Origin of the sequence: Bacillus sp. FSL W8-0629 (genome assembly GCF_038593225.1) — a bacterium.
GTDB lineage: Bacteria > Bacillota > Bacilli > Bacillales > Bacillaceae > Bacillus > Bacillus altitudinis.
In genome coordinates, this window is the sequence record NZ_CP151975.1 from 557,037 (window position 1) to 583,959 (window position 26,923).

Annotated in this window: 27 protein-coding genes, 7 tRNA genes and 1 pseudogene; 26 read left to right on the plus strand and 9 right to left on the minus strand. The window is 40.0% G+C overall.

Annotation, left to right across the window (positions count from 1 at the left end; translation table 11 throughout):
* The 10 genes from lpdA (at nucleotide 1) to NSQ17_RS02770 (ending at nucleotide 4,674) form a co-directional block, all read left to right on the plus strand.
* A complete protein-coding gene (gene lpdA / locus NSQ17_RS02725; protein WP_342467824.1) occupies nucleotides 1-1,380 on the plus strand; it encodes a dihydrolipoyl dehydrogenase in 1,380 nt (459 codons plus the stop codon).
* A gap of 108 nt (nucleotides 1,381-1,488) precedes the next feature.
* On the plus strand, nucleotides 1,489-3,336 hold the full coding sequence (locus NSQ17_RS02730; protein ID WP_342467825.1) for a sigma-54-dependent Fis family transcriptional regulator: 1,848 nt from the start codon (nucleotides 1,489-1,491) through the stop codon (nucleotides 3,334-3,336).
* Nucleotides 3,337-3,545: 209 nt separating this feature from the next.
* Nucleotides 3,546-3,620 (plus strand) — tRNA-Asn (locus tag NSQ17_RS02735).
* A 4-nt stretch (nucleotides 3,621-3,624) separates the two neighbouring features.
* Nucleotides 3,625-3,715: transfer RNA gene (locus NSQ17_RS02740), tRNA-Ser, on the plus strand.
* A gap of 9 nt (nucleotides 3,716-3,724) precedes the next feature.
* A tRNA-Glu gene (locus NSQ17_RS02745) sits at nucleotides 3,725-3,796 on the plus strand.
* 25 nt (nucleotides 3,797-3,821) lie between these two features.
* A tRNA-Gln gene (locus NSQ17_RS02750) sits at nucleotides 3,822-3,896 on the plus strand.
* 32 nt (nucleotides 3,897-3,928) lie between these two features.
* Nucleotides 3,929-4,004: transfer RNA gene (locus NSQ17_RS02755), tRNA-Lys, on the plus strand.
* Nucleotides 4,005-4,011: 7 nt separating this feature from the next.
* A tRNA-Leu gene (locus NSQ17_RS02760) sits at nucleotides 4,012-4,094 on the plus strand.
* A gap of 48 nt (nucleotides 4,095-4,142) precedes the next feature.
* Nucleotides 4,143-4,226: transfer RNA gene (locus NSQ17_RS02765), tRNA-Leu, on the plus strand.
* Nucleotides 4,227-4,419: 193 nt separating this feature from the next.
* A complete protein-coding gene (locus NSQ17_RS02770) occupies nucleotides 4,420-4,674 on the plus strand; it encodes a hypothetical protein (protein WP_342467826.1) in 255 nt (84 codons plus the stop codon).
* Here the strand turns inward: NSQ17_RS02770 and NSQ17_RS02775 are convergent.
* Nucleotides 4,657-5,037 (minus strand): annotated as a pseudogene (locus NSQ17_RS02775) (zinc-binding dehydrogenase); the annotation flags it as partial. The gene NSQ17_RS02770 and the pseudogene NSQ17_RS02775 overlap by 18 nt on opposite strands.
* 15 nt (nucleotides 5,038-5,052) lie before the next feature.
* Complete coding sequence (locus tag NSQ17_RS02780; protein ID WP_342467827.1) at nucleotides 5,053-5,631, minus strand: NAD(P)-dependent alcohol dehydrogenase; 579 nt, start codon at nucleotides 5,629-5,631, stop codon at nucleotides 5,053-5,055.
* A 178-nt stretch (nucleotides 5,632-5,809) separates the two neighbouring features.
* Here NSQ17_RS02780 and NSQ17_RS02785 point away from each other — a divergent pair, with 178 nt between their 5' ends.
* The 4 genes from NSQ17_RS02785 to NSQ17_RS02800 all read left to right on the plus strand — a co-directional run bounded on the left by NSQ17_RS02785 (nucleotide 5,810) and on the right by NSQ17_RS02800 (nucleotide 8,297).
* Nucleotides 5,810-6,145, plus strand: a complete 336-nt coding sequence (locus NSQ17_RS02785; protein WP_034666063.1) for a helix-turn-helix domain-containing protein — start codon at nucleotides 5,810-5,812, stop codon at nucleotides 6,143-6,145.
* Between the two features lie 145 nt (nucleotides 6,146-6,290).
* Nucleotides 6,291-7,085, plus strand: a complete 795-nt coding sequence (locus tag NSQ17_RS02790; RefSeq protein ID WP_342467828.1) for an alpha/beta hydrolase — start codon at nucleotides 6,291-6,293, stop codon at nucleotides 7,083-7,085.
* Nucleotides 7,086-7,300: 215 nt separating this feature from the next.
* Nucleotides 7,301-7,807 carry a GrpB family protein gene (locus NSQ17_RS02795; protein ID WP_144668423.1) on the plus strand — a complete coding sequence of 169 codons (507 nt, stop codon included), beginning with the start codon at nucleotides 7,301-7,303 and terminating at the stop codon, nucleotides 7,805-7,807.
* Nucleotides 7,808-8,093: 286 nt separating this feature from the next.
* Complete coding sequence (locus NSQ17_RS02800; RefSeq protein WP_003214229.1) at nucleotides 8,094-8,297, plus strand: cold-shock protein; 204 nt, start codon at nucleotides 8,094-8,096, stop codon at nucleotides 8,295-8,297.
* Nucleotides 8,298-8,575: 278 nt separating this feature from the next.
* Here NSQ17_RS02800 and NSQ17_RS02805 read toward each other — a convergent pair whose 3' ends face one another.
* Both NSQ17_RS02805 and NSQ17_RS02810 read right to left on the minus strand, forming a co-directional pair.
* Complete coding sequence (locus tag NSQ17_RS02805; protein ID WP_047947007.1) at nucleotides 8,576-9,037, minus strand: CarD family transcriptional regulator; 462 nt, start codon at nucleotides 9,035-9,037, stop codon at nucleotides 8,576-8,578.
* Nucleotides 9,038-9,286: 249 nt separating this feature from the next.
* On the minus strand, nucleotides 9,287-10,336 hold the full coding sequence (locus tag NSQ17_RS02810) for an NAD(P)-dependent alcohol dehydrogenase (RefSeq protein WP_050826995.1): 1,050 nt from the start codon (nucleotides 10,334-10,336) through the stop codon (nucleotides 9,287-9,289).
* A gap of 223 nt (nucleotides 10,337-10,559) precedes the next feature.
* On the opposite strand from NSQ17_RS02810, the gene NSQ17_RS02815 reads away from it, so the two are divergent.
* Entirely contained in the window at nucleotides 10,560-10,961 is a 402-nt protein-coding gene (locus NSQ17_RS02815; RefSeq protein WP_039169850.1) for a MerR family transcriptional regulator, read from the plus strand.
* A 41-nt stretch (nucleotides 10,962-11,002) separates the two neighbouring features.
* On the opposite strand, the gene NSQ17_RS02820 is transcribed toward NSQ17_RS02815, so the two are convergent.
* Nucleotides 11,003-11,734, minus strand: a complete 732-nt coding sequence (locus tag NSQ17_RS02820) for a glycoside hydrolase family 16 protein (RefSeq protein ID WP_144680371.1) — start codon at nucleotides 11,732-11,734, stop codon at nucleotides 11,003-11,005.
* Between the two features lie 266 nt (nucleotides 11,735-12,000).
* On the opposite strand from NSQ17_RS02820, the gene NSQ17_RS02825 reads away from it, so the two are divergent.
* The 5 genes from NSQ17_RS02825 (at nucleotide 12,001) to NSQ17_RS02845 (ending at nucleotide 16,577) form a co-directional block, all read left to right on the plus strand.
* Nucleotides 12,001-12,579 (plus strand): TetR/AcrR family transcriptional regulator, encoded by a 579-nt coding sequence (locus NSQ17_RS02825; protein WP_039169846.1) that lies wholly within the window; start codon nucleotides 12,001-12,003, stop codon nucleotides 12,577-12,579.
* A 72-nt stretch (nucleotides 12,580-12,651) separates the two neighbouring features.
* Nucleotides 12,652-14,091 carry a DHA2 family efflux MFS transporter permease subunit gene (locus NSQ17_RS02830; RefSeq protein ID WP_342467829.1) on the plus strand — a complete coding sequence of 480 codons (1,440 nt, stop codon included), beginning with the start codon at nucleotides 12,652-12,654 and terminating at the stop codon, nucleotides 14,089-14,091.
* Between the two features lie 190 nt (nucleotides 14,092-14,281).
* Entirely contained in the window at nucleotides 14,282-15,175 is an 894-nt protein-coding gene (locus NSQ17_RS02835; RefSeq protein WP_019743361.1) for an alpha/beta hydrolase, read from the plus strand.
* A 151-nt stretch (nucleotides 15,176-15,326) separates the two neighbouring features.
* Nucleotides 15,327-15,704, plus strand: coding sequence for an MmcQ/YjbR family DNA-binding protein (locus NSQ17_RS02840; protein ID WP_019743360.1), 378 nt, complete (start codon nucleotides 15,327-15,329; stop codon nucleotides 15,702-15,704).
* 111 nt (nucleotides 15,705-15,815) lie between these two features.
* Nucleotides 15,816-16,577 (plus strand): SDR family NAD(P)-dependent oxidoreductase, encoded by a 762-nt coding sequence (locus NSQ17_RS02845; RefSeq protein ID WP_041507603.1) that lies wholly within the window; start codon nucleotides 15,816-15,818, stop codon nucleotides 16,575-16,577.
* A 112-nt stretch (nucleotides 16,578-16,689) separates the two neighbouring features.
* On the opposite strand, the gene NSQ17_RS02850 is transcribed toward NSQ17_RS02845, so the two are convergent.
* Nucleotides 16,690-17,268, minus strand: coding sequence for a UPF0715 family protein (locus NSQ17_RS02850; protein ID WP_342467830.1), 579 nt, complete (start codon nucleotides 17,266-17,268; stop codon nucleotides 16,690-16,692).
* Nucleotides 17,269-17,293: 25 nt separating this feature from the next.
* Between NSQ17_RS02850 and NSQ17_RS02855 the strand changes: the two genes are divergently transcribed.
* Nucleotides 17,294-18,442 carry a type II asparaginase gene (locus tag NSQ17_RS02855; protein WP_024719179.1) on the plus strand — a complete coding sequence of 383 codons (1,149 nt, stop codon included), beginning with the start codon at nucleotides 17,294-17,296 and terminating at the stop codon, nucleotides 18,440-18,442.
* 35 nt (nucleotides 18,443-18,477) lie between these two features.
* Here the strand turns inward: NSQ17_RS02855 and NSQ17_RS02860 are convergent, their stop codons facing one another.
* The 3 genes from NSQ17_RS02860 to NSQ17_RS02870 all read right to left on the minus strand — a co-directional run bounded on the left by NSQ17_RS02860 (nucleotide 18,478) and on the right by NSQ17_RS02870 (nucleotide 20,168).
* Nucleotides 18,478-19,371 carry an alpha/beta hydrolase gene (locus NSQ17_RS02860; protein WP_342467831.1) on the minus strand — a complete coding sequence of 298 codons (894 nt, stop codon included), beginning with the start codon at nucleotides 19,369-19,371 and terminating at the stop codon, nucleotides 18,478-18,480.
* 56 nt (nucleotides 19,372-19,427) lie between these two features.
* Nucleotides 19,428-19,880 (minus strand): MarR family transcriptional regulator, encoded by a 453-nt coding sequence (locus tag NSQ17_RS02865; RefSeq protein ID WP_019743356.1) that lies wholly within the window; start codon nucleotides 19,878-19,880, stop codon nucleotides 19,428-19,430.
* Nucleotides 19,881-19,982: 102 nt separating this feature from the next.
* A complete protein-coding gene (locus NSQ17_RS02870; RefSeq protein WP_342467832.1) occupies nucleotides 19,983-20,168 on the minus strand; it encodes a hypothetical protein in 186 nt (61 codons plus the stop codon).
* 137 nt (nucleotides 20,169-20,305) lie between these two features.
* Between NSQ17_RS02870 and NSQ17_RS02875 the strand changes: the two genes are divergently transcribed.
* The 5 genes from NSQ17_RS02875 (at nucleotide 20,306) to NSQ17_RS02895 (ending at nucleotide 26,922) form a co-directional block, all read left to right on the plus strand.
* On the plus strand, nucleotides 20,306-20,911 hold the full coding sequence (locus tag NSQ17_RS02875) for a TetR/AcrR family transcriptional regulator (RefSeq protein ID WP_007496429.1): 606 nt from the start codon (nucleotides 20,306-20,308) through the stop codon (nucleotides 20,909-20,911).
* Between the two features lie 31 nt (nucleotides 20,912-20,942).
* Complete coding sequence (locus NSQ17_RS02880; RefSeq protein ID WP_135010031.1) at nucleotides 20,943-22,139, plus strand: MFS transporter; 1,197 nt, start codon at nucleotides 20,943-20,945, stop codon at nucleotides 22,137-22,139.
* A gap of 137 nt (nucleotides 22,140-22,276) precedes the next feature.
* Nucleotides 22,277-23,308: an acyltransferase family protein gene (locus NSQ17_RS02885; RefSeq protein WP_096881057.1), complete on the plus strand. Its 1,032-nt coding sequence runs from the start codon at nucleotides 22,277-22,279 to the stop codon at nucleotides 23,306-23,308.
* A gap of 149 nt (nucleotides 23,309-23,457) precedes the next feature.
* Entirely contained in the window at nucleotides 23,458-25,635 is a 2,178-nt protein-coding gene (locus NSQ17_RS02890; RefSeq protein WP_342467833.1) for an MMPL family transporter, read from the plus strand.
* A gap of 102 nt (nucleotides 25,636-25,737) precedes the next feature.
* Complete coding sequence (locus NSQ17_RS02895) at nucleotides 25,738-26,922, plus strand: sensor histidine kinase (RefSeq protein WP_072368474.1); 1,185 nt, start codon at nucleotides 25,738-25,740, stop codon at nucleotides 26,920-26,922.
* Nucleotide 26,923 lies beyond the last annotated feature (1 nt).

Sequence of the window (26,923 nt, forward strand, 5' to 3'; positions counted from 1 at the left end):
ATGACACTGGTCATTATAGGAGGCGGACCAGCAGGTTATGTGGCGGCCATAACAGCCGCCCGTTTTGACAGGGAGGTTGTGTTAATTGATCAAGGTAAGCTGGGAGGTACCTGCCTCAATGAAGGCTGTATCCCGACCAAAGCACTTTTGCAAAGCGCCGATATGTATGAGCATGTGAAATCGGCTGGACATTTTGGGATTGAGCTTCCAGAACATGAGCCTATCATTCAATGGAATGCTGTCCAAAAGCGGAAACAGTCTGTCGTCAAGCAGCTCACTGATGGTGTTCGTTACTTGATGAATAAAAACAAAATTACCGTGGTAAATGGGAAGGCTTCATTTCTATCAGCACATGAGCTATTCATAGAAAGTGAAGGAAATTCTGAAATCATTCAAGCAAAACAAATCATTATTGCAACAGGGGCTGTGCCTGTGGCTTTACCGTTTGCACCTTTTGATGGCGGATGGATCATTCACAGCAAGGACGCCATGTCACTTTCTTCGATCCCAGATTCACTTTGTATCATTGGGGGCGGGGTGATTGGCTGTGAGTTTGCGAGCATCTTTAGCAGAATGGGATCAAAGGTTGTCATGGTTGAACGGGCAGTGCACATTTTACCAGAAGAAGATCGTGATACAGCACAATGTCTTCACGAGCAGCTCGAAGAAACGGGTGTAAACATTTTGACGTCCGCCGCAGTCAAACAGCTTGATTCCTCTTCAAGAAAAGTAGTGGTGGAGAATAATCAAGGAGAACGTTGTGACATCCAGTCGGATCTTTGCTTAGTGGCCATTGGCAGAACTCCGCAACTTGGAGAGTTACATCTTGATCAGATTGGAATTGAATTTGATAGAAACGGAATCTATGTCAATGAACATATGCAAACCAATCTCCCGCATATTTATGCGTGCGGTGATGTGACAGGTGGGGTCCAGCTTGCTCATGCTGCCTTTCATGAAGGGACGGTTGCGGCTTCCCATGCATCAGGTGAACATATAAAGGTCAATGAACAAGTGATTCCGAGGTGCATCTACACCTCTCCAGAAATCGCGAGTGTTGGTTTAAATGAAGAGAGTGCTAGAAAACAATATGAGGAGATTCGGATAGGGACATGTGCATTTTCTGCAAATGGAAAAGCATTAATCTTAAATCAACCAGCCGGTCACGTAAAGGTCATTGTAGAACCGCAATATCAAGAAATATTAGGCGTTTCAATCATTGGACCGAATGCAACAGAAATGATTGGACAAGCGGCGGTGATGATGCATGCAGAGTTGACCGCTGATACATTAGAGCAGTTTATTGCGGCACATCCGACACTGTCAGAGGCAATACACGAAGCCGTTCTGCAAACCATTGGAAGAGCGGTGCACTGCTGAAAAAGACTCCTTTTCTATCCAATTGACTTCTTGGGTTAGCCAATGATAATTGAAAGCGCTTTTATGTTTATCTATAATGAATAAAAAGCCCCCAGAGGAGAGGATGGAATGAATCCGACGCCTTGTTATTTAAATACGTGGAAACGTTTTGTTCGTGAAGGTTTGCTTGATCAGTCTCGTCTGAATAAGAGAGTGGCAGAATCATGGCACAGGTGTAAACAGGCAAATGTGAATCCGTATTTAGATAAAGGACAGTCGTTGTTAGAAAAGGAACGATTCAGTGCCCAAAAAAAGAAATATTCATTATTCCTAAATGCGGCTCTTCCTTACTTAAATAAAATCAATCAGCAATTAAAAGATTCTGATATGCTGGCCTTACTCATCGATGCAGATGGTTATGTGCTAAGTCTGACAGGAAGCGAAAGAACGATGGTGGAAGCCAGAAGAATTAATTTTATGGAGGGTTCACGCTGGACTGAAACAGATGTAGGGACAAATGCGATCGGAACGGCACTCGTCATCGGAGAAGCGGTGACGATCAACGGAACGGAGCATTTTTCTATCGCCTCTCATCATTGGAGTTGTTCAGCTGCTCCAATTCGCGATGCGGACGGTACAATCATAGGGGTGATTGACATCTCCTGTATGACGGATAACAAGCACCCTTTTATGCTTGGAATGGCTTCAACGGTTGCTTATGCCATAGAGAGAGAAATTCAAGTCGAGCAAAAAAGGAGAGAGATGGAACTGATCACTCATTGTCTTCAGCAGGTGGAAGCAGATGAACCGTATGTGGTCTGTAATGAAAAAAAGCAAATTGTGTCTGCCAGCAGGTCGATTAGAGATCGATTTTCAGACTGGTATGGAATGGATGTTGAGCGGCTTAAGGATCATCCATTTGTTATCCGGGGAAAGCAGATCATTCAATCAGAGCAAGACGGGAAGGTGCTAGGCATATCCCTTTCTCTTGAAGAAGTAGCGAAAAGCAGCATGACCGTTTCTTTTGCTCAATTTCCCGGGGAATCAGGAACAAGTAAGGTATTTCAACAGACGCTTAGTGAGATGAAGAGAGCGGCACAAACAGATGCTCATGTGTATATTTGGGGAGAAACAGGGACAGGGAAGGAACTCGCCGCTAGAGCCATTCACTCCGCCAGTGAAAGGCATAAAGGGCCGTTCATTGCTGTTAATTGCGGAGCCATTCCTGAAAGCCTGTTAGAAAGTGAGCTGTTTGGCTATGCTGAAGGTGCTTTTACAGGAGCAAAACGTCACGGAGCTAAAGGAAAATTTGAACAAGCCCATAAAGGAACACTCTTTCTAGATGAAATAGGCGAAATCCCATATGCGATGCAAGTAGCGCTTCTTCGGGTGATAGAAGAAAGGGCAGTCGTACCGCTCGGCGGGACACACGAAATCCCTTTGGATATTCGAATCATTACAGCGACTCACCGTAATATGAACGAACTGCTGAAGGAAGGAAAAATACGAGAAGACTTGTATTACCGTCTTCATGTCTATCCGATCAATATCCCGCCGCTTAGAGAAAGAAAAGAAGACATTCATGATTTGTATCGTTATTACCAAAAGAAGCATCACTGGAATGCCGCGTTGCCTGAATCATTTTTTCAGAAATTACAGGCGTATCATTGGCCAGGGAATATACGAGAGCTTTTTAACCTGTTTGAACATCTAAGGGTCCTCTTTCCGAAAGGTGGATGGATTGGTGAATCGCAATATGCTTCAGTATTAGAGACGATTGATCAGAAAAAACAGAAGCTGCATCCAGCGGAGCAACCCGAGACTTCAAAAGAACTCACATTCAGGGAACGCATTCAAAAGCAAACAGTGATAGACGCACTGCATAAAACAAAAGGTCATGTGTCAGAAGCAGCGAGGTTAGCAGGAGTGCCAAGAAGTACTTTTTATAAGTGGATGCGAAAGTTTCATTTGTCTTAATCTTATGAGGAAGGCTGCATCAAGGCCCTTGGTCTACGTGGAGGTCGGGGGCTTTCTGTCAAGTTAAACAAATGGCATGGAAAAAGGCTTGACTGTTATATTAGTATATGTTAAATTATAAAAGCCGTCGCAAATGAAGCAGGAATGAAACGTTTAAAAATTCTTGACACATTTTTCTGGCATAGATATAATGAAACATGTCTCATTATTCCGCAGTAGCTCAGTGGTAGAGCTATCGGCTGTTAACCGATCGGTCGTAGGTTCGAGTCCTACCTGCGGAGCCATAATGGAGAAGTACTCAAGTGGCTGAAGAGGCGCCCCTGCTAAGGGTGTAGGTCGCGCAAGCGGCGCGAGGGTTCAAATCCCTCCTTCTCCGCCATTATCATATGGCCCGTTGGTCAAGCGGTTAAGACACCGCCCTTTCACGGCGGTAACACGGGTTCGAATCCCGTACGGGTCATGTTTTCTTTTTTATGTTGATTCGTTGGGCTATAGCCAAGCGGTAAGGCAACGGACTTTGACTCCGTCATGCGTTGGTTCGAATCCAGCTAGCCCAGCCATTTTTTTATATATGTTTTTCTGCATAGCAGATGAGCCATTAGCTCAGTTGGTAGAGCATCTGACTTTTAATCAGAGGGTCGAAGGTTCGAGTCCTTCATGGCTCACCATTGTCACGCGGGTGTGGCGGAATTGGCAGACGCGCTAGACTTAGGATCTAGTGTCTTTATGACGTGGGGGTTCAAGTCCCTTCACCCGCATTGTTTTTTCAAACAGTGCACTTATGAATATATGAGCACATCATACACGCGGTCGTGGCGGAATGGCAGACGCGCTAGGTTGAGGGCCTAGTGGGTGAATAACCCGTGGAGGTTCAAGTCCTCTCGGCCGCATCTAAGAAACCAAAGGTTTTAGACCTTTGGTTTTTTTGTGTTATTTTCAATATTTTTATTTTGGGGAGAAAAATTTGTATAATATTATATTCCTCGAGTAAGAGCATTATATGATCTGTGTTAAATTTTTAAACTTCCCCCTAAGTTTGGTTTTGTTACAAATTCGTCATAAAATGTGAAATATTTTCATTGTATGGATGTCGAGTATATTTCGAAATTTAATAATCTTCAAGGTCTGTATTTAAAAGAAGATAAGCATTTGTTAGACCGATGTTTTGGGTTCTTAAAAAGTAGGAAAATGTATAGTGATATTGAAGACTTTGAATTAGAAGCAGCTGAATACTTTAGAAGAGCTGGAAGATTTGAAATGGCTACCAAGCATGCACCTTTTGCAACAGAAAAATTAAATAATGTCATGTCAATTGATGGTTTATTTGTTATCAAGTAAATTTATGATACGTTTTCCCCGTCCACCTCCAGTTTCTAAGGAATGATGTGCTTTGGCAACATCAGATAAACGATAAATGCTATCAACAACTGGTCTGACCTTGTTGGAATCTACATAAGATGCTAATTCTTTTAAAATTTCATTTTTGGGGTTTGCGCTGAATGTGCGAACTCTACGAGAACCGAAAATAGTTGAAGTTAATATATATATGAAGGACGAAAAACTAGGAAATCCAATAGTAATCATTCTTCCGTTCTTTGTAAGCAGGCGCCTATAATGTTTGAGGTCAGTTCCAACTGTGTCCATGACTACATCAAACTTTTTAAGATCAGTAGGAGATGTTTCTTTATAATCAAATACTTCGTCTGCACCTAGCTCTTAAAGAAAAGTAAGATGTTTTTCGTTTGCAAGAGCAGTTACATGAGCACCTAACATTTTTCCAATTTGAATCGCAATGCTTCCAACTCCACCACTTGCACCACGTACAAGTAACTTTTCGCCTTTTCTAAGGTTCGCTTTGTATTTTAAGGCAATAATTGCAGTAGCACCTACGCCAGGCAATGCCGCGGCTTGTATGAGATCAATCTTTATAGGAGTTTTAGATATTTTCTCAGGTGATATAGCTACATATTCAGCAGCACTACCAATTTGGTTCCTTAAATTAATAGGGAGAACCCCCCACACATTATCACCTAATTGATAACTTTTTACGTTCGACCCTACTTCAACAACCTCTCCAGAAAAATCTGCTCCAGTCCCTTTAGGGAATTGATTACCCGTTAATAGTTTTAACTTACCTGATCGAAACAGTGTATCCATAGAGTTTACACTCGACCCATGTACACGAATGAGTACTTCTCCAGGTTCTATAACTGGTCTTGATATAAAATCTTCAAAAAGAACATTCGGTGATCCATAATTAGTGTATTGTGCAGCGCGCATCTTCTCATTTTTCATTTACTCACTCCATCTCCTTGAAAAAGTATTAACTTGAAGGATTTTTATAATCAATTTAGCTCTCTATTACATGGATGACACGGTTTACATATTTGATTATAATAAATGGAATTGATTTAACAAGTACGCAATATAAACTGCTTAAGGAAGGAAAAACTGACTAAGGGGTGGATAAAATATGACTGAAAGTGAGCTGAATAAAGCGATAGCTCCAGCGAGTTATGCATTAAATATATTAGCAGGAAAATGGAATTTAAAAATCTTAGCTGTACTATGTAGTTACAAGGAGATTCGATATAATGAGTTAAAGCGTAAAGTGTATGGAATTACAGGAACAATGCTCAATCAATCATTAAAGGACCTGATTGAAAACGGAATTGTTCAACGAGTTCAGTATAATGAAGTTCCATCAAGAGTAGAATATTCATTGACTGGGGCAGGACTAGAACTTATCCCTATATTCGAACAACTTCTTTTATGGGGTGAAAACCAATTAGAAAAATCAAAGTCATAATAAAATCCATCTGCGTGAGAAGTTCGTTGGGGAATCATAGCATAGCTTCCTAACAAAGATTTTATTCACTTTAAGCTATGATGAAGAAAAACAACAAAAAATCTTGAGATTACTAGGGAAGCGCTAGAAAAGGGGATGCAAATACATGTCAATTTACCATAAAGTCATTGGAGAAGGATTTCCGATCGTGATATTGCATGGTTGGACACTTGACCATCAAGTGATGTTACATGCATTGGAACCGGTATTTGAAAAACAAAGCGGTTGGAAAAGAATATACATAGACTTACCGGGGATGGGACGTTCCCAGCCTCACCCATCTATTCAGAACTCTGACGATATGTTAGAAGCGGTATTGCGTCTTTTGGATGAGATTATTCCTGATGAACAGTTTATTGTTTGTGGTTATTCATATGGAGGGTACATAGCTAGAGGGATTGTTCATTCACGCAGGGAAATCGTTCGTGGATTACTACTTGTGGCACCAATGACGATACCTACATTCGATGAAAGAGTCGTACCAGAGAAGACAGTTCTAAAAAGTGACAGCCACTTGATATCGCATTTGTCTTCAGAGGAGGCGGATGCATTTTGCTCCATGGCGGTTGTGCAAGGAAAAACGGAATGGGAGAGGTTTCGCGATGAAATTTACCTTCCTTCTAAACAAACAAATCATGAATTCATCAATAACATTCTTCAAAATGGGTATGGCTATACCTTCGACATTTCAGCTGAATTTCAGTATCCCACGCTCATGATCACAGGGCGTCAAGACGATGTAGTCGGATATCAAGATGCGTGGCGGCTGATCGAAGACTATCCAAGGGCCACTTTTGCAGTGCTTGATATGGCAGGTCACAACCTGCAGATTGAACAACCCGATGTGTTTCATTCATTAGTCCATAACTGGTTAAACAGACTTGAGTCGGAAAATATGTAGTTGTACACCTTTGTATAAATAGAAATTTTCTTGATTCGGGTTCGTGGCTGTATTAATAATTTTTATAGTTTCTGAACGAAAAAGTCCACTCATCTTATGTGAGTGGGCTTTTTGTATGAGTTATCATATAATAAATGTCATTCTAATCGATCGAATGGCTTCAAACTATTGAAATTTCCAACTAAACAACGAAATGATAAGGTGGGGTTGAGCTTATGCTTGGATTGCCAAGAGGGGAAGTTTTTTTAGTTCCCTGGTCTGCTGAATGGGGCAAAGAATTTGAAAGGGAAAAGAAACGCATAGTAGAGGTCATTGGTCAGTATACAGTGAATGTCCATCATATTGGAAGTACAGCAGTTAATGGTTTGAGTGCGAAACCCATTATTGATATTGCGATTGAAATAGATTGTTTTTTTGACGGGAAACAGTGTGTAACAGCTTTGCAAGGGCTTGGTTATTCATATAGAGGGACCAAAGTTTTACCTGAGAGACACTATTTTAACAAAGGAGAACCACGTACTCACCAAATTCATATGTATCAAACAGGCAATAGATATTTACTTGAACAGTTAAATTTCAGGGATTATTTAAGAAGTAACAAATTAGTAAGAATTGAGTACGAGCAACTCAAACTGAACCTATCTAGCTTAATTAAAAATGACAAACACAAATATGCCGAGGGAAAAACTAACTTTGTCCAATCGATTTTAGAGAGAATTTAGATAAAGATTTCTTTTCATGCTGAAAAAAGCTGATTTTATGCACAAATGATTGAACATAGCTAAATAAACATTTCATCATTAAATCTCTGTCTTATTTGTGTTACCATAGCACATTCGGTGCTCTTTTAAATCCTAAATTGCAATAATTTCCGATTCATGTTACAATAAGAATAATTATTTTTGTTCGGCGTAAAGGATAGCATGAAGAAAGACTTTTCGTCTTGAGGATACTTTGGGCAAGGATAGTATAATACATTGTGTGGTAACGCACTAGGAGGCAACAAACATGGAACAAGGTACAGTAAAATGGTTTAACGCAGAAAAAGGTTTTGGATTTATCGAACGTGAAGAAGGAGACGATGTATTCGTACATTTCTCAGCTATCCAAGGTGACGGATTCAAATCTTTAGACGAAGGTCAAAAAGTAACTTTTGACGTAGAGCAAGGTTCTCGTGGAGCTCAAGCTGCTAACGTTCAAAAAACTGCTTAATCTTCATTTTTTAAAACAGGTTCTCTGTAGAGAGCCTGTTTTTTTGTGTTTTCATTTATTTCTGCAATAAAAAACCCTACTCAGCGTACAAGTAGGGAGATGTTACAAGGTAATCGTAAAAAAATTCATGCTTCAAAGGTTTATCAACAGTATAGCATATTGGATTTACAATATGCGGAATTTGCTTAAATAAATTCTTTTTTCTTTACTGGTCGAAGATAGAGGGATTTGTTCGTAGAGAAAATGTATTCAAAAAATGGGGAAGCAGGTAGACAATATTAGCAGAAACTCTTGATTTGTTTTTCAGTGATTCCTTTGATGACTTCTAGCTCACTAATCAAATAACCATAAGCATCGTCAAGCATTTTCTTTTCGCTTGCATTCAGTTTTTTTTCTTTCTTCATTCGCATGAGATCACGTACCACTTCAGCGCCTTCTAGTATGTCGCCCGTTTTGATTTTGTCGGTGTTGATTTTATATCTCTCTTTCCATGGCAATAACTTATCTGATGTTCCATTTTGAAAAGTGTGCATAATGTTCTTTAAAGCAAGTATATCTGTAACAGGTCTTATTCTTGACCTTGACATCTTCCTTGTAGGAATCATCACTTTCATATGGCTAACGGCCATCTTAATGACATAATACTGTTGTTTTTCATCAGAGAATTCTTTTTCTTCTATGGCTTCAATTATACCTGCTCCGTGCATTGGATAAACAATGTTATCACCAATTTGAAACATATCATCCGCCTCCATATCATGTATCTACTTTAAGGGTACCACACTTAGAGGTAAAATAATCAAATTTTTAATAATAACATGTTTATTTATTTTTTGTCAATAAATTTTGTTCTGAAAAAGAGAGATTTTTTCATGTGAATTTCGGATGGTTTTTGATCATATCCTCAAGAATCCTTGCTACAAGAAAAACAGAATATCCACCATTAAAAAAGACCAGCCATTGAGCTGGTCTTTCCAAATAGAATCCGATCATAATGTCGAAATATCAATCACAAACCGATAACGCACATCACTATTGAGCACACGTTCATATGCTTCATCGACTTGGTTTGCGTTGATCACTTCAATTTGTGGTGCGATATTGTGAGCAGCTGCGAAATCGAGCATTTCTTGTGTTTCTTGGATGCCGCCAACGAGTGAGCCGGCGATGCTGCGACGTCCCGTAATTAATGAAAACACATGGAAGTTGTCTGGCTTTGGTGGTGCACCGACGTTCACTAATGTTCCGTCAACACGAAGTAAGGACAAATAGGCATCCACGTTGATATTGGCAGAGACGGTATTGAGAATGAGATCATATTGACCGGCTAGTGTCTTAAACGTATCAGGGTCACTTGTAGCAAAATAGTCTTTTGCACCAAATGACAGCGCCTCTTCTTTTTTATTCAAAGAACGACTTAATACAGTCACTTCTGCGCCAAGTGCGCGTGCAAATTGAATGGCGACATGACCTAGACCACCCATTCCAACAATCGCCACTTTTTTGCCAGGCCCAGCCTTCCAGTGTTTTAACGGAGAATACGTTGTGATGCCGGCACAAAGAAGGGGGCTGGCGACATCGAGGGAAAGCTGGTCAGGAATATTGACAACAAATCGTTCTGTCACAACAATTTTCTGACTGTAGCCGCCGTAAGTTGGTTCTCCATCATAATCCAGGTTATTATAAGTTTGAACGACTCCTTTCTTGCAATATTGTTCATCTCCATTTTGGCAATATTCACATGTACCGCAAGAATCGACAAAACAACCGACGCCTACACGATCACCAATGTTGAATTTCGTGACAGCATCCCCAACAGCTGAAACAACTCCAGTAATCTCATGACCCGGAACCATTGGGAAAATACCGCCGCCCCATTCATCAAAGGCACTGTGGATATCTGAATGACAGATCCCGCTAAACTGAATATCAATTAAAATATCATGTGGACGAAGTGCTCTTCGTTCAATGGTTGTCCGTTCAAAGTTTGCTTTTGCATGGGAAACACTTAAAACGTTTGATTGGTGCGTCTGACACATTCTTGATCATCCTTTCAAAAGTAAGATTCGGTCCTTCCTCTATACTGTACGTCTTAAAGTGAACTTTAAGTCAACATAGAACCCTCTGATCGCCTCAATTCAGGCTTTAGCATCAGCCTTGAATCAAGATTTGAGCCAAAAGTATCTTGTCTTCTCGATAAAAATGGAGATGATGGGAAAAGGGAGATCGTCAAGTAAGAGAAAGAAGAGAAGGGTGAAAACAATGAAAATAGCACAAGCCGCCAAACAGCTCGATTTATCTACTGCTACGCTCAGGTATTATGAGAATATAGGTTTAATTAGACCGATCAGGCGTGATGAAAATGGTGTTCGTGATTATACAGAAGAAGATATTCAGTGGATAGAATTTATTAAATGTATGAGAAATGCGGGTCTGTCAATTGATGCTCTTAGAGAATATACGGCTTTATTTATCGAGGGAGAGGATCGTACATTGTCCTCAAGAAAGAGTATTTTGGTCAATGAGAGAGAAAGGCTCGTAGACAAACAAAAGGAAATCGAAGAAACGATTAAACGGTTAGATTACAAGATCGAAAGTTATGAAGATATTATCCACAGTTATGAACAAAAACTAGTTCATCAATTAAAAACGAGCTCTATTTAAATGAAGAAAACCTGTGACTTGTCACAGGTTTTGTGATGTGGTTATCTTTTTGTGTAACGCACCCAATTGTAATGAGCGTAAAGTGGAGTAACACCGTTGTAGGAGCCGAGCCATTCATCGACACCTGCACCATTCCATAAGTTCATCATAATCTTTCCAGGTGTTTGAGGGATTTGAGTAGTAGCCGTATGTTTTAATTGACCGTCCACATACCATTTAATCGAGTTAGGCTGCCAGTCGAACGCATATGTGTGATAAGAGTTTGCTGCATCAAAACCAAGGTTGATGATTTTTTCATGATTTCCGACACCATTGGTATAATAGTTAAACTGAACCTTTGTCGTATCTTTTCCTAGAAATTCGATGTCGATTTCATCCCAAGGCGTACCATCAGTCGGTCCCGTATAAGTAAAGAACGAAGACACGATCCCAACATTTTTGGCTGGTTTCATGCTGACTTCATAAAGCCCATAGCCATATGTTTGAGTAGAACGGTTTTCTCCGCAGTCAAACTTATTATAGGAAGGACTTGTGAGCGATAATCGCATTTCCCCTAACGACGTCATGGAGACATTGTTTGCGCGCCACGTACAGTTAAACATATTTCCGTTCGAGTACCCATCGGCTTTTTGCCATAACCCGGTATTATAGTTGTTGAACGGTTCATAAAACGACCCACCCGTTTGTGCCGAGGCACTTGCAGCAAATGTGGACAAACTTAAGAATAATCCAGTGACAAGCAGCATCAACATTCGTTTTACACGGTAAGACATGTAGGCATTCCCCTCTCTTTTTGAAAGCGTTTTCTTTTTGATCATACATGATTCTCTCAAAATGGAAAATCGGTCTAAATAATGATAAACAGTGTGTTTTTTTAATAGAATGAAAAGAAAATTGATAGGTAAAAAATAATGATTGACAAAGCGGACAGTTGTCCGTAAGATAATACCGGTACAATTGTCCTAATGAAAATGAAAGAAATTTGATTTACACATAGAGATATATGCAAGGTGGATGAAGGTAAAGAAGGTGAAGCATCATGGAAAAGGATATTGGAAAGGAAATTGAAGAGGTCGCTTTTTCTTTGTTTCAAGAGTTTGGTGTAGAGAATGTCAGTATGCATAAAATTGCTAAAACAGCTGGTGTTGGACAGGGTACTCTTTACCGCCGATATGCCAATAAAAGTGATTTATGCCTTTCGATCCTTGGAGAAAAATTTGAACAACTGATCCCTGCGTTGCATCTTTACTTAAGTAAAATCAGTGATCAGCCGGTTCGTGAGCGTTTACGATATGTTCTTGAAGAAATTCATCTCATTGTTGGTCATCATTTAGATTGGATTCGCATGCTCACAATCTCTGGGAACTTAGAGCAGACAAGTAAAGTATATGATTGTCATTACAGTCAATCACTCAAACAAATCATTCGTGATTTGCTCGAGGAAGCGAAAGTAAAGGGAGAAGCGAACATACAAGACATTGAGTTGACGACATTATGTATGTCCTCTCCAATGACGCCTGAACTCATGTTTTATATTCATGAATCCGGCTACTCAATCGAAAAAATTGCACAATTCGCTGCGGAAAAACAAATTTTATCTGTTTTTCAACGACAATGAAGTGGCTCATTTCTGACTAGCCTGACTTCCTAAGATTGCTCAATATTGAAAAAGAAAAGGAGCCAACTTAATATGAACAAACAGAAAACAGCAGCTTCCGACATTCGAACGCTGCCCATTATTATTTCATTTATCACAGCTGGATTTATTGGACTGTTTAGTGAAACGGCACTCAACATGGCGCTGAGAAGTTTAACATTAGACTTTGGTATTGAAGCAACGACTGCTCAGTGGCTTACAACCGGCTATTTATTAACACTAGGGATTCTTGTTCCAATTTCAGGCCTCATTCTTCAATGGTTTACAACAAGACAGCTTTTCATAACTTCACTGGTCTTTTCGATCATCGGTACATTTATTGCGGCCGTTGCACCAGTCTTCAGTATTTTAATGGTGGCACGTGTGGTGCAGGCAGTAGGAACAGCCTTGCTCCTTCCATTGATGTTTAATACGATTTTGGTTATCATTCCGCCTCATAAAAGAGGTAGATCAATGGGGATTATCGGTCTTGTCATTATGTTTGCCCCAGCAGTTGGTCCAACGGTCTCTGGTCTCATTCTTAAATCGTTAACATGGCATTGGATTTTTTGGATTTCGCTTCCGTTATTATTTGCTGCACTCGTATTTGGGTATATTTTTATGCAAAATATTACGGAACCCACAAGACCGAAAATCGACATTTTATCGATTGTGCTATCAACCATCGGTTTCGGTGGAATTGTGTATGGCTTTAGCAGTGCTGGTGAAGGCGGCGGCTGGAGCAGTATGCATGTGATTGTGGCGATTGTTGTAGGTGTCATTGGCATTCTTGTGTTCTCCCTAAGACAGTTAAACATGAAAGAACCGATGTTGAATTTAAGCCCATTTAAATATCCAATGTTTGTGATCGGGTTACTTCTGATTTTAGTGTGTATGATGGTGATGCTGTCTGCTATGATGATTTTGCCATTATATCTGCAAACGTCCTTGGCACTTTCTACATTTACAGCAGGTTTAATGCTATTACCAGGTGGAATTATCAATGGACTGCTATCGCCAATCATGGGTGGGCTTTTTGATAAATTTGGGCCGAAGTGGCTTGTCATCCCAGGCCTTGTCATCGTTGCAGCGACCATGTTTGGCTTCACGAACTTAAGTGTGAATACGTCCATCGGTTATATCGTGACGCTTCATATTACGTTAATGATAGGAATTGCGATGATCATGATGCCTGCCCAAACAAATGGATTAAATCAGCTGCCGCCAGAGCTATATCCGCACGGTACAGCGATTATGAATACATTGCAGCAAGTGTCAGGAGCGATTGGGACTGCGGTTGGTATCTCGATCCTTTCATCAGGAGCGCGCAGTTTTATGGAAAATGTGGCTGATCCCGCAAATCCAGTCAATCAGCTGCTCGCCTTTACAAATGGCGTCCAGCATGCCTTTATCTTTGCTGTCATTATGACAGTGATTGGTTTGGTGATTGCTTTCTTTATTAAACGAGTGAAAGTAGAACAACAAGTATCATAATATATGAAAAGCACTGAGGACTTAGCGCCGCAGTGCTTTTTTTATTTACTCATAGGGGTGAATGTTTGTTTCAAAGAAGCTGAAAATGGGGAGATAGATAAAAAGTAACGACTCTCTGACGACATTGAAGGAAAAGGCGAAATTCGTAACGAATGGATAGAGATAAAAGAATAAGATAGGAGATGAGATCATGAACTTAGACGAACAAATTAAAATGGCTGAGTCATTGCGTCAACCAGCTGAAGATTCATTAGCTGGTCAATCAGAACTTAAGCCAGTCCACCCTCCTGAAGTGAACAAAATGGAATATGATATCCCAACGGGTGCTGGTGAAACAAAGGTGTGGGTATTTAAACCTGTGAAAACATTGAAACAACCCCTACCTGTTTTCGTGAATTTGCATGGGGGCGGTTTTATACTTGGAAGTGCTGAAATGGATAATCATTGGTGTCCAGTCATAGCAGATCGTGCGGAGTGTATCGTCGTCAATGTGGAATATCAGCTGGCACCGGAACACCCTTTTCCGGCCGCTCTTCATGAATGCTACGATGTGATGAAATGGTTATATGAACATCCTGATGAACTACAAATAGACCCAAATCGATTAGCCATTGGCGGTCATAGTGCAGGTGGGAACTTGGCAACAGCGGTTTGTTTGCTTGATATCCAAAAAGGGAACAAACTTCCGATTGTCTATCAAGTGCTTGATTATCCGCCGCTTGATTTGGCTACTGATCCAGCACAAAAGCCAGCGTTTGAAGAAGCAATTCCAGTTGAAATGGCGAGACTGTTTAATGCCTTCTACCTGCAAGGTCAAGATCCGCACAATCCGCTCGTTTCTCCAGTCTTTGCAGAGAGAGAAGTCTTAGCACAAATGCCCCCAGCTCTTGTTATCACAGCTGAGAAGGATTCACTAGCTGAAGAAGCTGAGCATTATGCGGACAAGTTAAAAGAAGCAGGGGTAGATGTCACATACAAACAATTTAAAGGAGTCCCTCATGCGTTCACTCATGCCGGAGATTTAGAGATAGCTGAAGAGGCTTGGCATCTGATGAGCGATCAGCTTAAGAAGGCGTTTGAATAAGAAATATTCGGATATAAGTAAAAAGCACAGACCTTTTTTTCTGTGCTTTTTTTGTGTTCTTGCTGACGTCCTGAAAAGAAGTGTAGATACAACAATCACAACTGTCGATATAATAGAAAGATAGAAGACAACTAAAAAAGGAGCTAATAGAATGAAAAAAGAGACACTACAGGCATTTTGTCTTTCTTTACAAGGAGCAACCCACGACTATCAACCTGAGTGGCAGGCAGATCGTTATCATATAGGTGGAAAGATGTTCGCCATGATGGGGGGAGACGTTGATCGCAAGCCAGTCATCACTTTAAAATGTGATCCGCAACGCGCTGAAGAATTAAGAGAAATGCATGAAGGAATTATTCCCGGCTATTACATGAATAAGACGCATTGGAATTCTATTTATCTCGATGCAGATATTCCATCTTCATTTGTCGAAGAGCTAATTGAACATTCCTATCAACTGGTTTTTCACAAATTAACAAAAAAAGCTCAGCAGGCTATCCTCCAACATGATTCAAAAGAAACCGATTAAAAGTTGAACGTTCAGTTGTTCATGTCTCTTTGAATCTCTTCAAAATTGACTAGAGTCATATGCTCTCGCTATACTTTAAACAGCTAGAAGATACGAATAGGGGGATATACAATGGGCTATACAGTCATTACAGGGGCAAGTTCAGGTATTGGGTATGAAACGGCTTTGGCCTTTGCAGCAAGAGGAAAAAATCTGATCTTAGCTGCACGCCGGCTTGATAAACTCCAAGAACTGAAAGAAAAGATTCTAGAAACATATCCCGATATTCAAGTGAAAGTCCAGTCTGTTGATTTAACAGACAGAGAGCAAGTGTATTCTTTCTATGAGTCATTAGCTGGTGATGAGCTGGATACGTTCATTAATAATGCCGGGTTTGGCCATTTTGGTTCAATAGGAGAGCAGGATGTGAAAAAAATTGGGGACATGCTTCATCTCAATATTGAAGCGTTAACAATTTTATCCACTCTGTTTGTCCGTGATTATGAGCAAAAAGAGGGGACGCAGCTAATCAATATCTCTTCAAGAGCGGGTTATACCGTCGTCGGCAACGCTGTCACTTATTCAGCCACGAAATTTTATGTGAGCGCCTTTACAGAAGGGCTGGCCCTAGAATTGAAAGAAAAAGGAGCCAAATTACAGGCAAAAGTATTAGCGCCTGCTGCGACAGAATCGGAATTCGCAAAGCGTTCATTAGATGTCGATCAATTCGAATATGAAGGCACTATCAAGAAATATCACACATCAAAAGAAATGGCAGCGTGCTTGCTTGAGCTTTATGACAGTTCAAAAACAGTTGGTATCGTTGATGGGAAGACATTTGATTTTGAATTGAAGGACCCCATTTTTTCACACGCTGGCACAAGCATGAAATAAAAAGTTCCAATCACTGAGATAGATTCTCTTAGCGATCAGCAGGTCACCGAGCTGAAAGATGTCTTGGATACTGTGGAGCACTGTCAACACATACTAGAATAGATAAAAACACCTACACATTAGGTGTTTTTTTTATGCTTCTTTGATGAATGAAAGAATCGCAGGTCCAGTAGATGAGACTGCTGACAATTATGATCGGAAGGGATGTGGAGCTCTCAATTCCATCCATAACAAAAAGCATGACAATCATTGCTATCAGTAAGTAAGCCGCTAAATAAAGAGGATGAAAAGCCTTGGGCTGTAAAGAGAACAACAACTGTAAAGGTACCGCAAAGATGAAATAATAAACAAAAAAGATGGGAGTGTAAAACATCATAAACGCAGGCTCGCCCTGAATCGGTGGATATAAACATACGAACAAGCTGAGTAAAATGGAACTGAAGAATAGTGTGAGTAGGATTTTGTAAAATGGTTGAACGAAACGCACTGTATGTATTCCTTTTTTGTAAGATTTCCTATATTTTATCATAAATGGGTTGAGAACAATTTCTGAAATCAATTTAGGTATTATGGTATAAATAAATTTTGATAATAGTGTCCTTTTTACTTTATTTGGCTCTGTGACTTTCACCTCATGCTGATGAATGAAGGAATGGTATAAAGTAAACCCTATAGATAGATAATTATTCATCACATTTAAGAAAAGAGATGATCTTATGAACGTAACAAAATGGTTTGGTGCTACCCTTCTTTCTGTTTCACTATTGGTGACCGCAGCTTGTGCGAATGATAGCACTCAAGAGAATAATCAAAGTAATCAAGAAAGCACTACCAGTGAAACAAAAGAAAAAAACACGGCTGTTGAGACAGGGAACAAATCTTTATCCAATATTAAGGTGCTGGCAACAGGCGGAACGATTGCCGGTAGTTCAGATAGTAATACAGATACGACTGGATATAAGTCTGGTGCACTTGGAATCGATAAAGTCATTGCTTCCGTACCACAGCTGAAGGATATTGCAAATGTCACGGGTGAGCAAGTAGCGAACGTCGGCAGTGAAAATGTGGATAACGCTCTTCTTTTAAAATTAGCGAAACGAGTCAATCAGCTTTTAAATGATGATCAAGTGGATGGCATTGTGGTGACACATGGTACAGATACTTTAGAAGAAACGGCCTATTTTTTACATTTGGTTGTAAAAAGTGATAAGCCAGTGGTGGTCGTGGGTTCCATGAGGCCAGCATCTGCCATTAGTGCGGATGGCCCGCTTAACCTGTATCATGCAGTGAAAATTGCTTCGACAAAAGAAGCCAAAGGCAAAGGTGTAATGGTGACATTAAATGACCGAATTGCCTCTGCTCGTTTTATTACGAAGACAAATACCACCACAACCGATTCGTTCAAATCTCTTGAGCAAGGGTACATTGGAGAAGTGGCGGGTGAAGTTGTCTCTTTTTATAACGAACCGACAAGAAAACATACAGCTGACAGTGAATTCGATATTTCAAAGCTAAAAGAGCTACCGCAAGTGGATATCTTATACGGCTATCAAAATGATCAAAAGTATGTGTATGATGCTGCGGTTAAAGCAGGAGCGAAAGGCATTGTCGTTGCCGCCGCAGGAAATGGAACGATGTCAACAGAAGCGATCAATGGGGCAACAGATGCAGTGAAGAAAGACGTGGTGATCGTGAGGTCAAGCCGTGCAGGAAATGGCATTGTCACACATGAAAAAATGGATGATGAACATCATTTTGTCTCATCGGATTCATTAAATCCACAAAAAGCCCGCATTCTACTCATGCTGGCTCTGACGAAAACAAAAGATCCAGATAAAATTCAATCCTATTACGAGCAGTATTAAAAAGAAAAAGACCCGACGTATCATTGGGTCTTTTTTTATATGTGTACCTGATGTTCAGCCCGTTTTTTTAAAGAGAGTAAAATGTCTCTCCAAACATCATCTATATCAGTAAGAAAATGTCCTGCTTGCTCGATATAGTGCGTTTTGGCGTTTGGAATGTTCGGAGCAATGCTTTCTATCTCTGCAAAAGGGGCCATCTGATCCTCTTTTCCATGCCAGACATCCACAGGGATTTGTATATCTTTCATATCGAATGCCCATGACCGTGAGAGTAAATCTGGTTCATGAATACATTCATCAACCGATTGACGAGTAGCTTCGTATAAATGCATCATCATCAGCTCCAGTTGCTCATCGGTTTGAAGAAATTGCCGATCCGATGGATGTAAATGTTTGTTCCCTTTTTTCGTTAGTTTCTTGAATTTCTCTGGTTTCTTTTCAATTAGTTTTTTCTGAGCGCGATAACTTGCCTTTAAGAGCCAAGGCATTCTTTTACTGAGGAAAAAGGCAATCTTGTTCTCCTTTAGCATACTTTTAGGCGGTTTACCATCCTGAAATGGGGTGGTACTTGAGACGAGAGCAACCGAAAGAATGCGATCTGGCAATTGATAGGCACAACCAGCAGCGAATGCCCCACCTCCAGAGACACCAATCACTGAAAAATGGGAGATGTCAAGATGATCGGCCACTTCCTGTACGTCTTTTGCCCAGTCTAAAATGGTGCGGTCAGGTTGCGGATCAGATAAACCAAAACCAGGTCTGTCTAAAGAAATGAGACGAATGCCAAGCTCTTTTGAGATTGGATCATCATCTAAAAACATCACTCTCGATCCAGGTGTCCCATGAAAAAAGAATACTGGGAATCCTTCAAGATCACCGTATTGAGACAAACCAATATGACGTCCATCTTGCAAATGAATCCTGTCCATATGATCATCCCCTTCATCGTTTATCTAGCTTACATATTCATGCATGAAAGGCCGGGTTAAGGCGTTTCTTTCGCAATTTGATAGATTTTTTCGTAAAGCGATAATAATGTTTTTAGATCTTCTTTTGAAAGCTTGGCATAGTATTTTTGAATAAGATGTAGCTGAATTTTTTCAATATCTTTATGATAGTCATGGCCCTTTTGAGCAAAATCAACAATGATTTCTCTACGGTTATGTGGATTAATCTCTCTTTTCACATATCCAAGCTGTTCAAGCTTTGATATGAGCTGGCTAGCGGCACTAGATGAAATGGAGAAATAATCAGCTAGTTCATTGATTGTTCTCGTCTTCGACCGCAGCAATTCAAGTGTCAGTTCTTGTTTGCTTGTTAAATCTGCATACTCATTTTTCAAGAATCGTTGATACTCTTCTACATAGATAGAGCCTAGTGCGTTTGAGTACTCAATGATTTTTTTGCTGTAATGAATGATATCCTCATCCAATGACATCACCTCTTTTCTCCTATATTATATGTGATCTTAATATTTAAGTGAAGTTAAATGTTAAGAAAAATTAAATAAAAGGAGGATAGACTGATGAGAAAATGACCTCTACCTCCACTTTCTCATCAACAATGGACAAAGAATACTTCCTGTTATCCCTAAGCATTCATAAAACATAGTTGGTTTGATTTTGAACATGTAGTAGGCTGAGGTGGCAATGAATAGATCATAGAAGAAAAACAAGTATACGTCCTTTTTGGTGATGGCATAAATGATCGTTTTGTTTGTTTTCACTGAGATTCACTCCTTAGGAAGTCGATGACTTTTTCATTGTATTATGGGCGATCTCCATTTATAATAAAAAAATAAACCAACTGGTCGGTTTTATTTGTCCGTGTGAAGAAAAGCAAGGTAGAAGGGATTGTTCATAGATGACAAGTACACAAAGCGGGGCTGGAAAAAGTGAAAAGACGAAGCAGAAGATTGTCACCGCTTCACGTGATTTATTTGCGAAAAAAGGATATTCCGAAACATCCGTGCGAGATATTCTAGAGGCGGCTGAGATTAGTAAAGGCAACCTCTATCATCATTTTAAAGGAAAAGAGTTTTTGTTCCTTCATATTATGGAAGAGGATCATCGATTCATGATGGAGACGTGGCATGAAGAGAAACAAACGCTGCATCGGGCCATTGATAAGCTTGCAGGGTTTGCAGAGCTGCTTAGTCAAATGGGGATTAACTATCCTTTAATGAGAGCGAGTGAAGAATTTTGTGCCAGTGCATTTACATCAGATGAAGTCATGGAGCGGCTGAACAAGATTGATGTAGACTTTGATGATGTAATGCGAGACATCCTGCTTGAAGGAAACGAAGATGGCAGCTGGTCGATTCAGCATGTTGAATCAAAAGTGAAAATATTACTTTCCGTATTCTATGGATTAGACGTGTTATATAAAAATGACACGATGCAGCAGAAAAAGGAATTACAAAAAGAGGCGATCTCATTGTTTATTCACGGAATTAACCATCATGAGTAACAAGTGAGTCAGTAAAGGGGAAACAAACATCATGCAAAAACCGATTCGTGAGCAAAAAGCGGTACTTGTTATTTTATTAAGTAATATATTTATTGCGTTTTTAGGTATCGGTCTGATTATACCTGTCATGCCGCTCTTTATGAATGTCATGCATTTAACGGGCAGTACGATGGGATATCTTGTGGCAGCGTTTGCTGTTGCACAGCTTATCGCATCACCTGTTGCGGGAAGATGGGTAGACCGATACGGAAGAAAGATCATGATTGTGTCTGGTCTGTTTCTATTCGCGTTATCAGAACTCGTTTTTGGCTTAGGAACACACGTATATGTTCTGTATTTTGCAAGGGTTCTTGGCGGCATTAGTGCAGCATTTATCATGCCGGCTGTCACCGCTTATGTCGCCGATATCACAACCGTTCAAGAAAGATCAAAGGCAATGGGGTATGTATCCGCTGCTATTAGTACCGGATTTATCATTGGCCCGGGAATTGGCGGATTTATTGCAGAATATGGCGTTCGCCTGCCGTTTTTCTTTGCAGCAGGGATTGCATTTATTGCTGTGATTTCGTCTATGTTTATGCTGAAGGAACCATTAACAAAAGAAGAGCGAGAGAAACAAATGGATCAAGTGAAGGAATCGAGCTTCTTTAAAGACTTGAAAAAATCGATTCATCCAAGCTATCTCATCGCCTTCATCATTGTCTTTGTGCTGGCGTTTGGACTATCTGCATATGAAACGGTCTTTAGCTTGTTTACAAATCACAAGTTTGGATTTGGTCCGAAGGATATTGCGATTATCATTACCGTCAGTTCAATTGTAGCCGTCATCATCCAAGTCCTCGTGTTTGGTAAAATGGTGAATGCGCTTGGGGAGAAACGAGTTATTCAACTATGCTTGATTGTTGGAGCAGTTCTCGCTTTTGTTTCCACAGTCGTGTCAGGCTTTATGGTTGTGCTGATCGTGACGTGTGTGATTTTCCTTGCGTTCGATTTATTGCGCCCTGCACTCACGACCTTCTTATCAAAAATCGCTGGCAATCAGCAAGGGTTCGTCGCAGGGATGAACTCTACCTACACAAGTCTTGGTACGATCTTTGGCCCGGCACTTGGCGGCATTTTATTCGATCAAAATATTCATTTCCCTTTCCTGTTTGCAGGTGTTGTCTTATTTCTTGGATTGGGCTTAACCCTTATTTGGAAGGGGAAGGCGACGGTTGAATCTGATTAGATTAGGGGCTCTAACTAGGGCTCTTTTTTTTGTTCCTTTTGGATAGATGATTGAAAAATAATCACAAGGTCCCTGTTGATAAGGTGTTATACATGTTAATCTAATACATGTTTTACCAAAATGCAGGAGGATGTTCAATGCAAATTAAAGAGATTTTTTATATTCGGTGTATCTCGTGTTTGAGTGTTGTGCTCATTCATGCAATAGCCATTTTATCTAGCTCTCATTCATCATCTATTCTTGTAGCACTACTCATGTTCAGTACCCCGAGTTTTATTTTCATTTCTGAGTTTTTATTGGCTCATGCTTATCCGAATGGTACCCCTAAAGGGTTTATGTGGAAGAGGGTGAAAGCCATCTTTTTCCCATTTGCTTTTATTGGGATTGTCGATGGTTTTTTGCATTCGGCATCGTTAAATGGAGGGGCAGCTGACTTTTTTAAAAGAGCTTCAGCAAATGTCTTATTGGGGAATTATATTGGTTATTTTGTTCTGATTATTTTTCAATTTTACTTTTTGCACATGTTTTTTCACAAAATGGCTAAGCGTACCTCAGCCAAATGGGTATTGCCGATCTCCTTTATCATCACAGTTGGTTATTTAAGTGTCATGAACCTCGTCAAAATCCCACAACCTCAATTACCTAATCCAATGTTCGGCTTAGAATGGATTCCATTTCCAGGGTGGTTGTTCTATTTTTGTTTAGCCTATTATTGCGGAGCGAATTATCAGCAGTTTATCACAAGACTTCATCGTTTTAAGTATGCCGTGTATGGACTTGTTTTGATTTCAGCAGCGACCCTTTTAAGCAATTCATATGTAGGCTTTTTCGAGTCTTCTTCTAAGAGGCCAGACGTTGTTCTTTATACAGTCAGTATTGTCTTCTTATGTTTTCTCTTGTTTTCTAAAGTGAAAAGCGTTCCACCTTTCGTAGCTGTCATTAGTCAATATTCATTCACCATCTATTTGCTTCACGGGTATTTTCTAGGTATCTCTGTGTTACTATGGGGACAATTAAAAGATTATCCATTCTTTGTAGGGACAATCATAACATCAGCACTTGCAATTGCTGGACCTATCCTATTGTCACGGATAGCAAATCATTATAAATATGGCTATATGTTTGTCGGTAAAATCAACAGAACGAGGCGAAAAACAGTCGCTTCATAAACGTTTTAAAGGGGATCTTAAGAAGATGCCCTTTTTTTGTTGCCTAAAAGTACAATGCTTCTTGCCCGAAAGTACAATTTCAATCGACCATCTCATTGCTTAGAATAAAGAGATCAAGTTCACGAAGTTGAAGAAAAAGGAGTAAGTGAATGGCAAAATTTTTATATCATTTAGGAAAAAGTGCATTTTCTAAGCCGAAACGGATGATTATCGGTTGGTTACTTGTTTTAGTAGCTGTTGTGGCGGCAACAATAGGGACAGGAGTTTCATTTAATGGCGATATGTCGATTCCAGGAACAAAGTCAGAAAAGGCAATGGATCTCTTGGAGAAAAAGTTCCCAGCAGGTGATGATGGCGGGACGATTCGTCTGATCTTTAAAGCACCTAAGGGTGAAACATTAGAAACAAAAAAAGTAAGAAACAAATTGAACGAAACGATCAAAGAAGTCAAAAAAGATAAAGCAGTCAAGCAAGTGACGGATTTATATCAGACATTTGCTATTAGTAAGGATAAGAAAATAGGGTATGCGGATATTACATACCGGGTAAAGGCGGATGAGGTAAAAACATCCTCAAAAGAGAAAGTATTAGATAGTATTAAGATTTCAAGAAAGGCTGGCATCCAAACAGAATTAGGCGGCTCCGTCACATTCTCAGAAATTGAGGTAGGCGGGATTTCGGAAGTCATAGGTATTGTCATGGCCTTCTTTATTTTAGCCTTTACCTTCGCTTCACTATTGATTGCAGGACTACCGATCTTGACGGCTGTCATTGGGTTAATAATCGGCGTGATGGTCATATTAATTACCTCAAATTTTGTTGAGATGTCTGCATTTAGTCTTACATTAGCTGTGATGATTGGACTTGCAGTAGGAATTGATTATGCATTATTTATCATTTCTCGTTATCGACAGTTATTAGCAGAGGGTTACGAATTGAAAGAAGCAGCAGCTAGAGCTGTTGCTACAGCAGGCAGCGCTGTATTGTTTGCAGGTGTTACCGTCGTAATTGCACTATGCGGACTTGTATTAGTCGGTATACCATTTTTAGGCGTTATGGGTCTTGTAGCTGCATTCATGGTACTATCAGTTATGCTTGTGTCTCTCACAATTGTTCCTGCCATACTAGGGATTCTTGGTGATAAAGTAAGCCCTTCAAGAAAGAATAAATGGTTCTCTAAATTACAATCTCAACAAAAAGAAGAAGCTACAGCTTGGGGAAGGTTTATCAAGAAGTATCCAGGTAAGATCATCCTAGGTGTCATTGTATTGACTGGTCTACTCAGTTGGCCAGCACTTCATATGGAGTTGGGTCTTCCTGATAACGGCATGAAGGGGAAGGAAACAACTGAACGTAAGGGCTATGACCTGTTAGCAGAAGGATTTGGTAAAGGGTTTAATGGGCCACTGGTTGTTATCATTGATGCCTCCCATGCAAATAACGCAATGAAATCTATTGAGAAAACAACAAAAGTATTAGAGAAGATGGATGGCATCAAACAAATGGCACCGCCTGTTCCTAATCCATCGGGTAAGTACGCCATGCTGACCATCTTACCGAAAAGCGGTCCGGAAGATAAGGCGACAAAGCAATTAGTCAAAGATATACGAAATGAATCTAGTCAGACTGCTGCAAAGTATGATACGAAATTACTTGTTACTGGTTCTACGGCAGTTAATATAGATATTTCAGATAGACTCAGTGAAGCGTTACCGAAATTTGCAGGAGTCATTATTGGATTTGCTTTGATTTTGATGATTCTTGTGTTTAGGTCATTCCTTGTTCCATTAAAAGCGGTTTTAGGATTCCTTATGACATTGACCGCTACACTAGGTTTTTCTGTCTTTGTTTTACAGGATGGACACCTTGCGCCATTGTTTGGAATACCAGCAAATGGCCCATTGTTAAACTTTATGCCTGTACTAGTAACAGGAATATTATTTGGTCTTGCAATGGATTATGAGGTCTTTTTAGTCAGTCGAATGAGAGAAGATTTCCTTCTATCAGGTGATGCGAAAAAGTCCGTTGTATCAGGTTTGAAGCATAGTGGGAGAGTAGTGACTGCCGCAGGCTTAATCATGATCTTCGTCTTTGCTAGTTTTATCTTTGCAGATGACTTGATTATCAAAACAATGGGGTTAACTTTGGCATTCGGTGTTCTGTTTGATGCATTTGTCATAAGAATGACTTTTATCCCAGCTTGTATGATGCTGATCGGACGAGCTGCTTGGTACTTACCCAAATGGTTTGAAAGCTGGCTTCCACGTATAGACATTGAAGGTGAGTCTATTTCTCAGAAGGATGAGAAAGAAGAGAAGGTGATTTAGTCACTGATAGTCTTACATGGTATGATTGATGATACCGCCATTACCTCGATAAAGGGTGGGCGGTATTTTTTGAGTGAATATGAGGCTCGGATGGTGATATTTATGGCGAAACGACGGGTAGACCCTTTTAATGAAATGATCTATTCGCGAATTCCAACATTATTATGGGTCATTCTTGTTTATATTGCAGCAATGATATTTCAGTTTATAACCACCCCATTAGCACTTTCTGGCCTGTTTTTTTCTGCACTTATTGCCATACATCTGATTCTGCATTGGTGGTCATTTTACTGGTTTCGGCAGAATCCATGGGTATATTTTCTGATTCAAGGAATAGTGATTCTACTTTGTGTTTCAGTCATGCAGGCGGCTTCCCCTGTGATCTTAATTGGTCTGTTACCGGTACTAATAGCGCAAAGTATTGGGGTATATTATCATACATTGAAGGTGATTTTGACAGGGCTTAGTTTTTATGTTCTTTTTTTTCTTGCCCTTATTTTGGTCAATGATACAGATGATTTGACCGTATACATTCCTATTTTGTTTTTGATTCTGATTGTAGTCATCGCATACTCCATTTTATTTTTTAGACAAGTCAAAGCTAGAATTCGTACACAAACATTTTTAAAGGAACTTGAATTGGCACATCAACAAGTGGAAGAGCTGACACTTGCAAATGAGCGTCAAAGAATGGCGAGAGATTTACATGATACCCTTGCACAAGGGCTGGCAGGTATTATTATGCAGCTAGAAGCGGTCCATGCCCATTTAGAGAATCAGAATGTTGAGCGTGCTCAAAGCATTATTAAAGGTTCAATGAGCCATGCGCGGACGACATTAGGTGAGGCGAGATTGGTCATTGACGACCTTCGAACATACAGCCAGGATCAATATGACTTAGCTGATTCTGTGAAAGATGAAGTGAATCGGTTTATGACGGCGACGAATATTCCAGTTCATACAAAAGTGGCTGTCTCTTATCAAGTGTCCCCTTTCCTCATCGAACATACTGTATACATTGTCAGTGAATGTTTGACGAATATTGCCAAGCATGCCAAAGCAAGTAAGGTCGAATTGATGATGAAGCAACAAGATGATCACATCTCCTTGCAAATCACAGACAATGGAGTGGGTTTTGATGAGAAAAAACAAGAATCCACTTCCGGGCATTACGGTCTAATTGGTATGTCAGAACGTGCCCGACTGCTTGATGCACAGCTACACTTGAAAAGCGAAAAAAATGAAGGTACACAAGTGACGGTAACCATACCTTTGAAAAAGGAGTAAA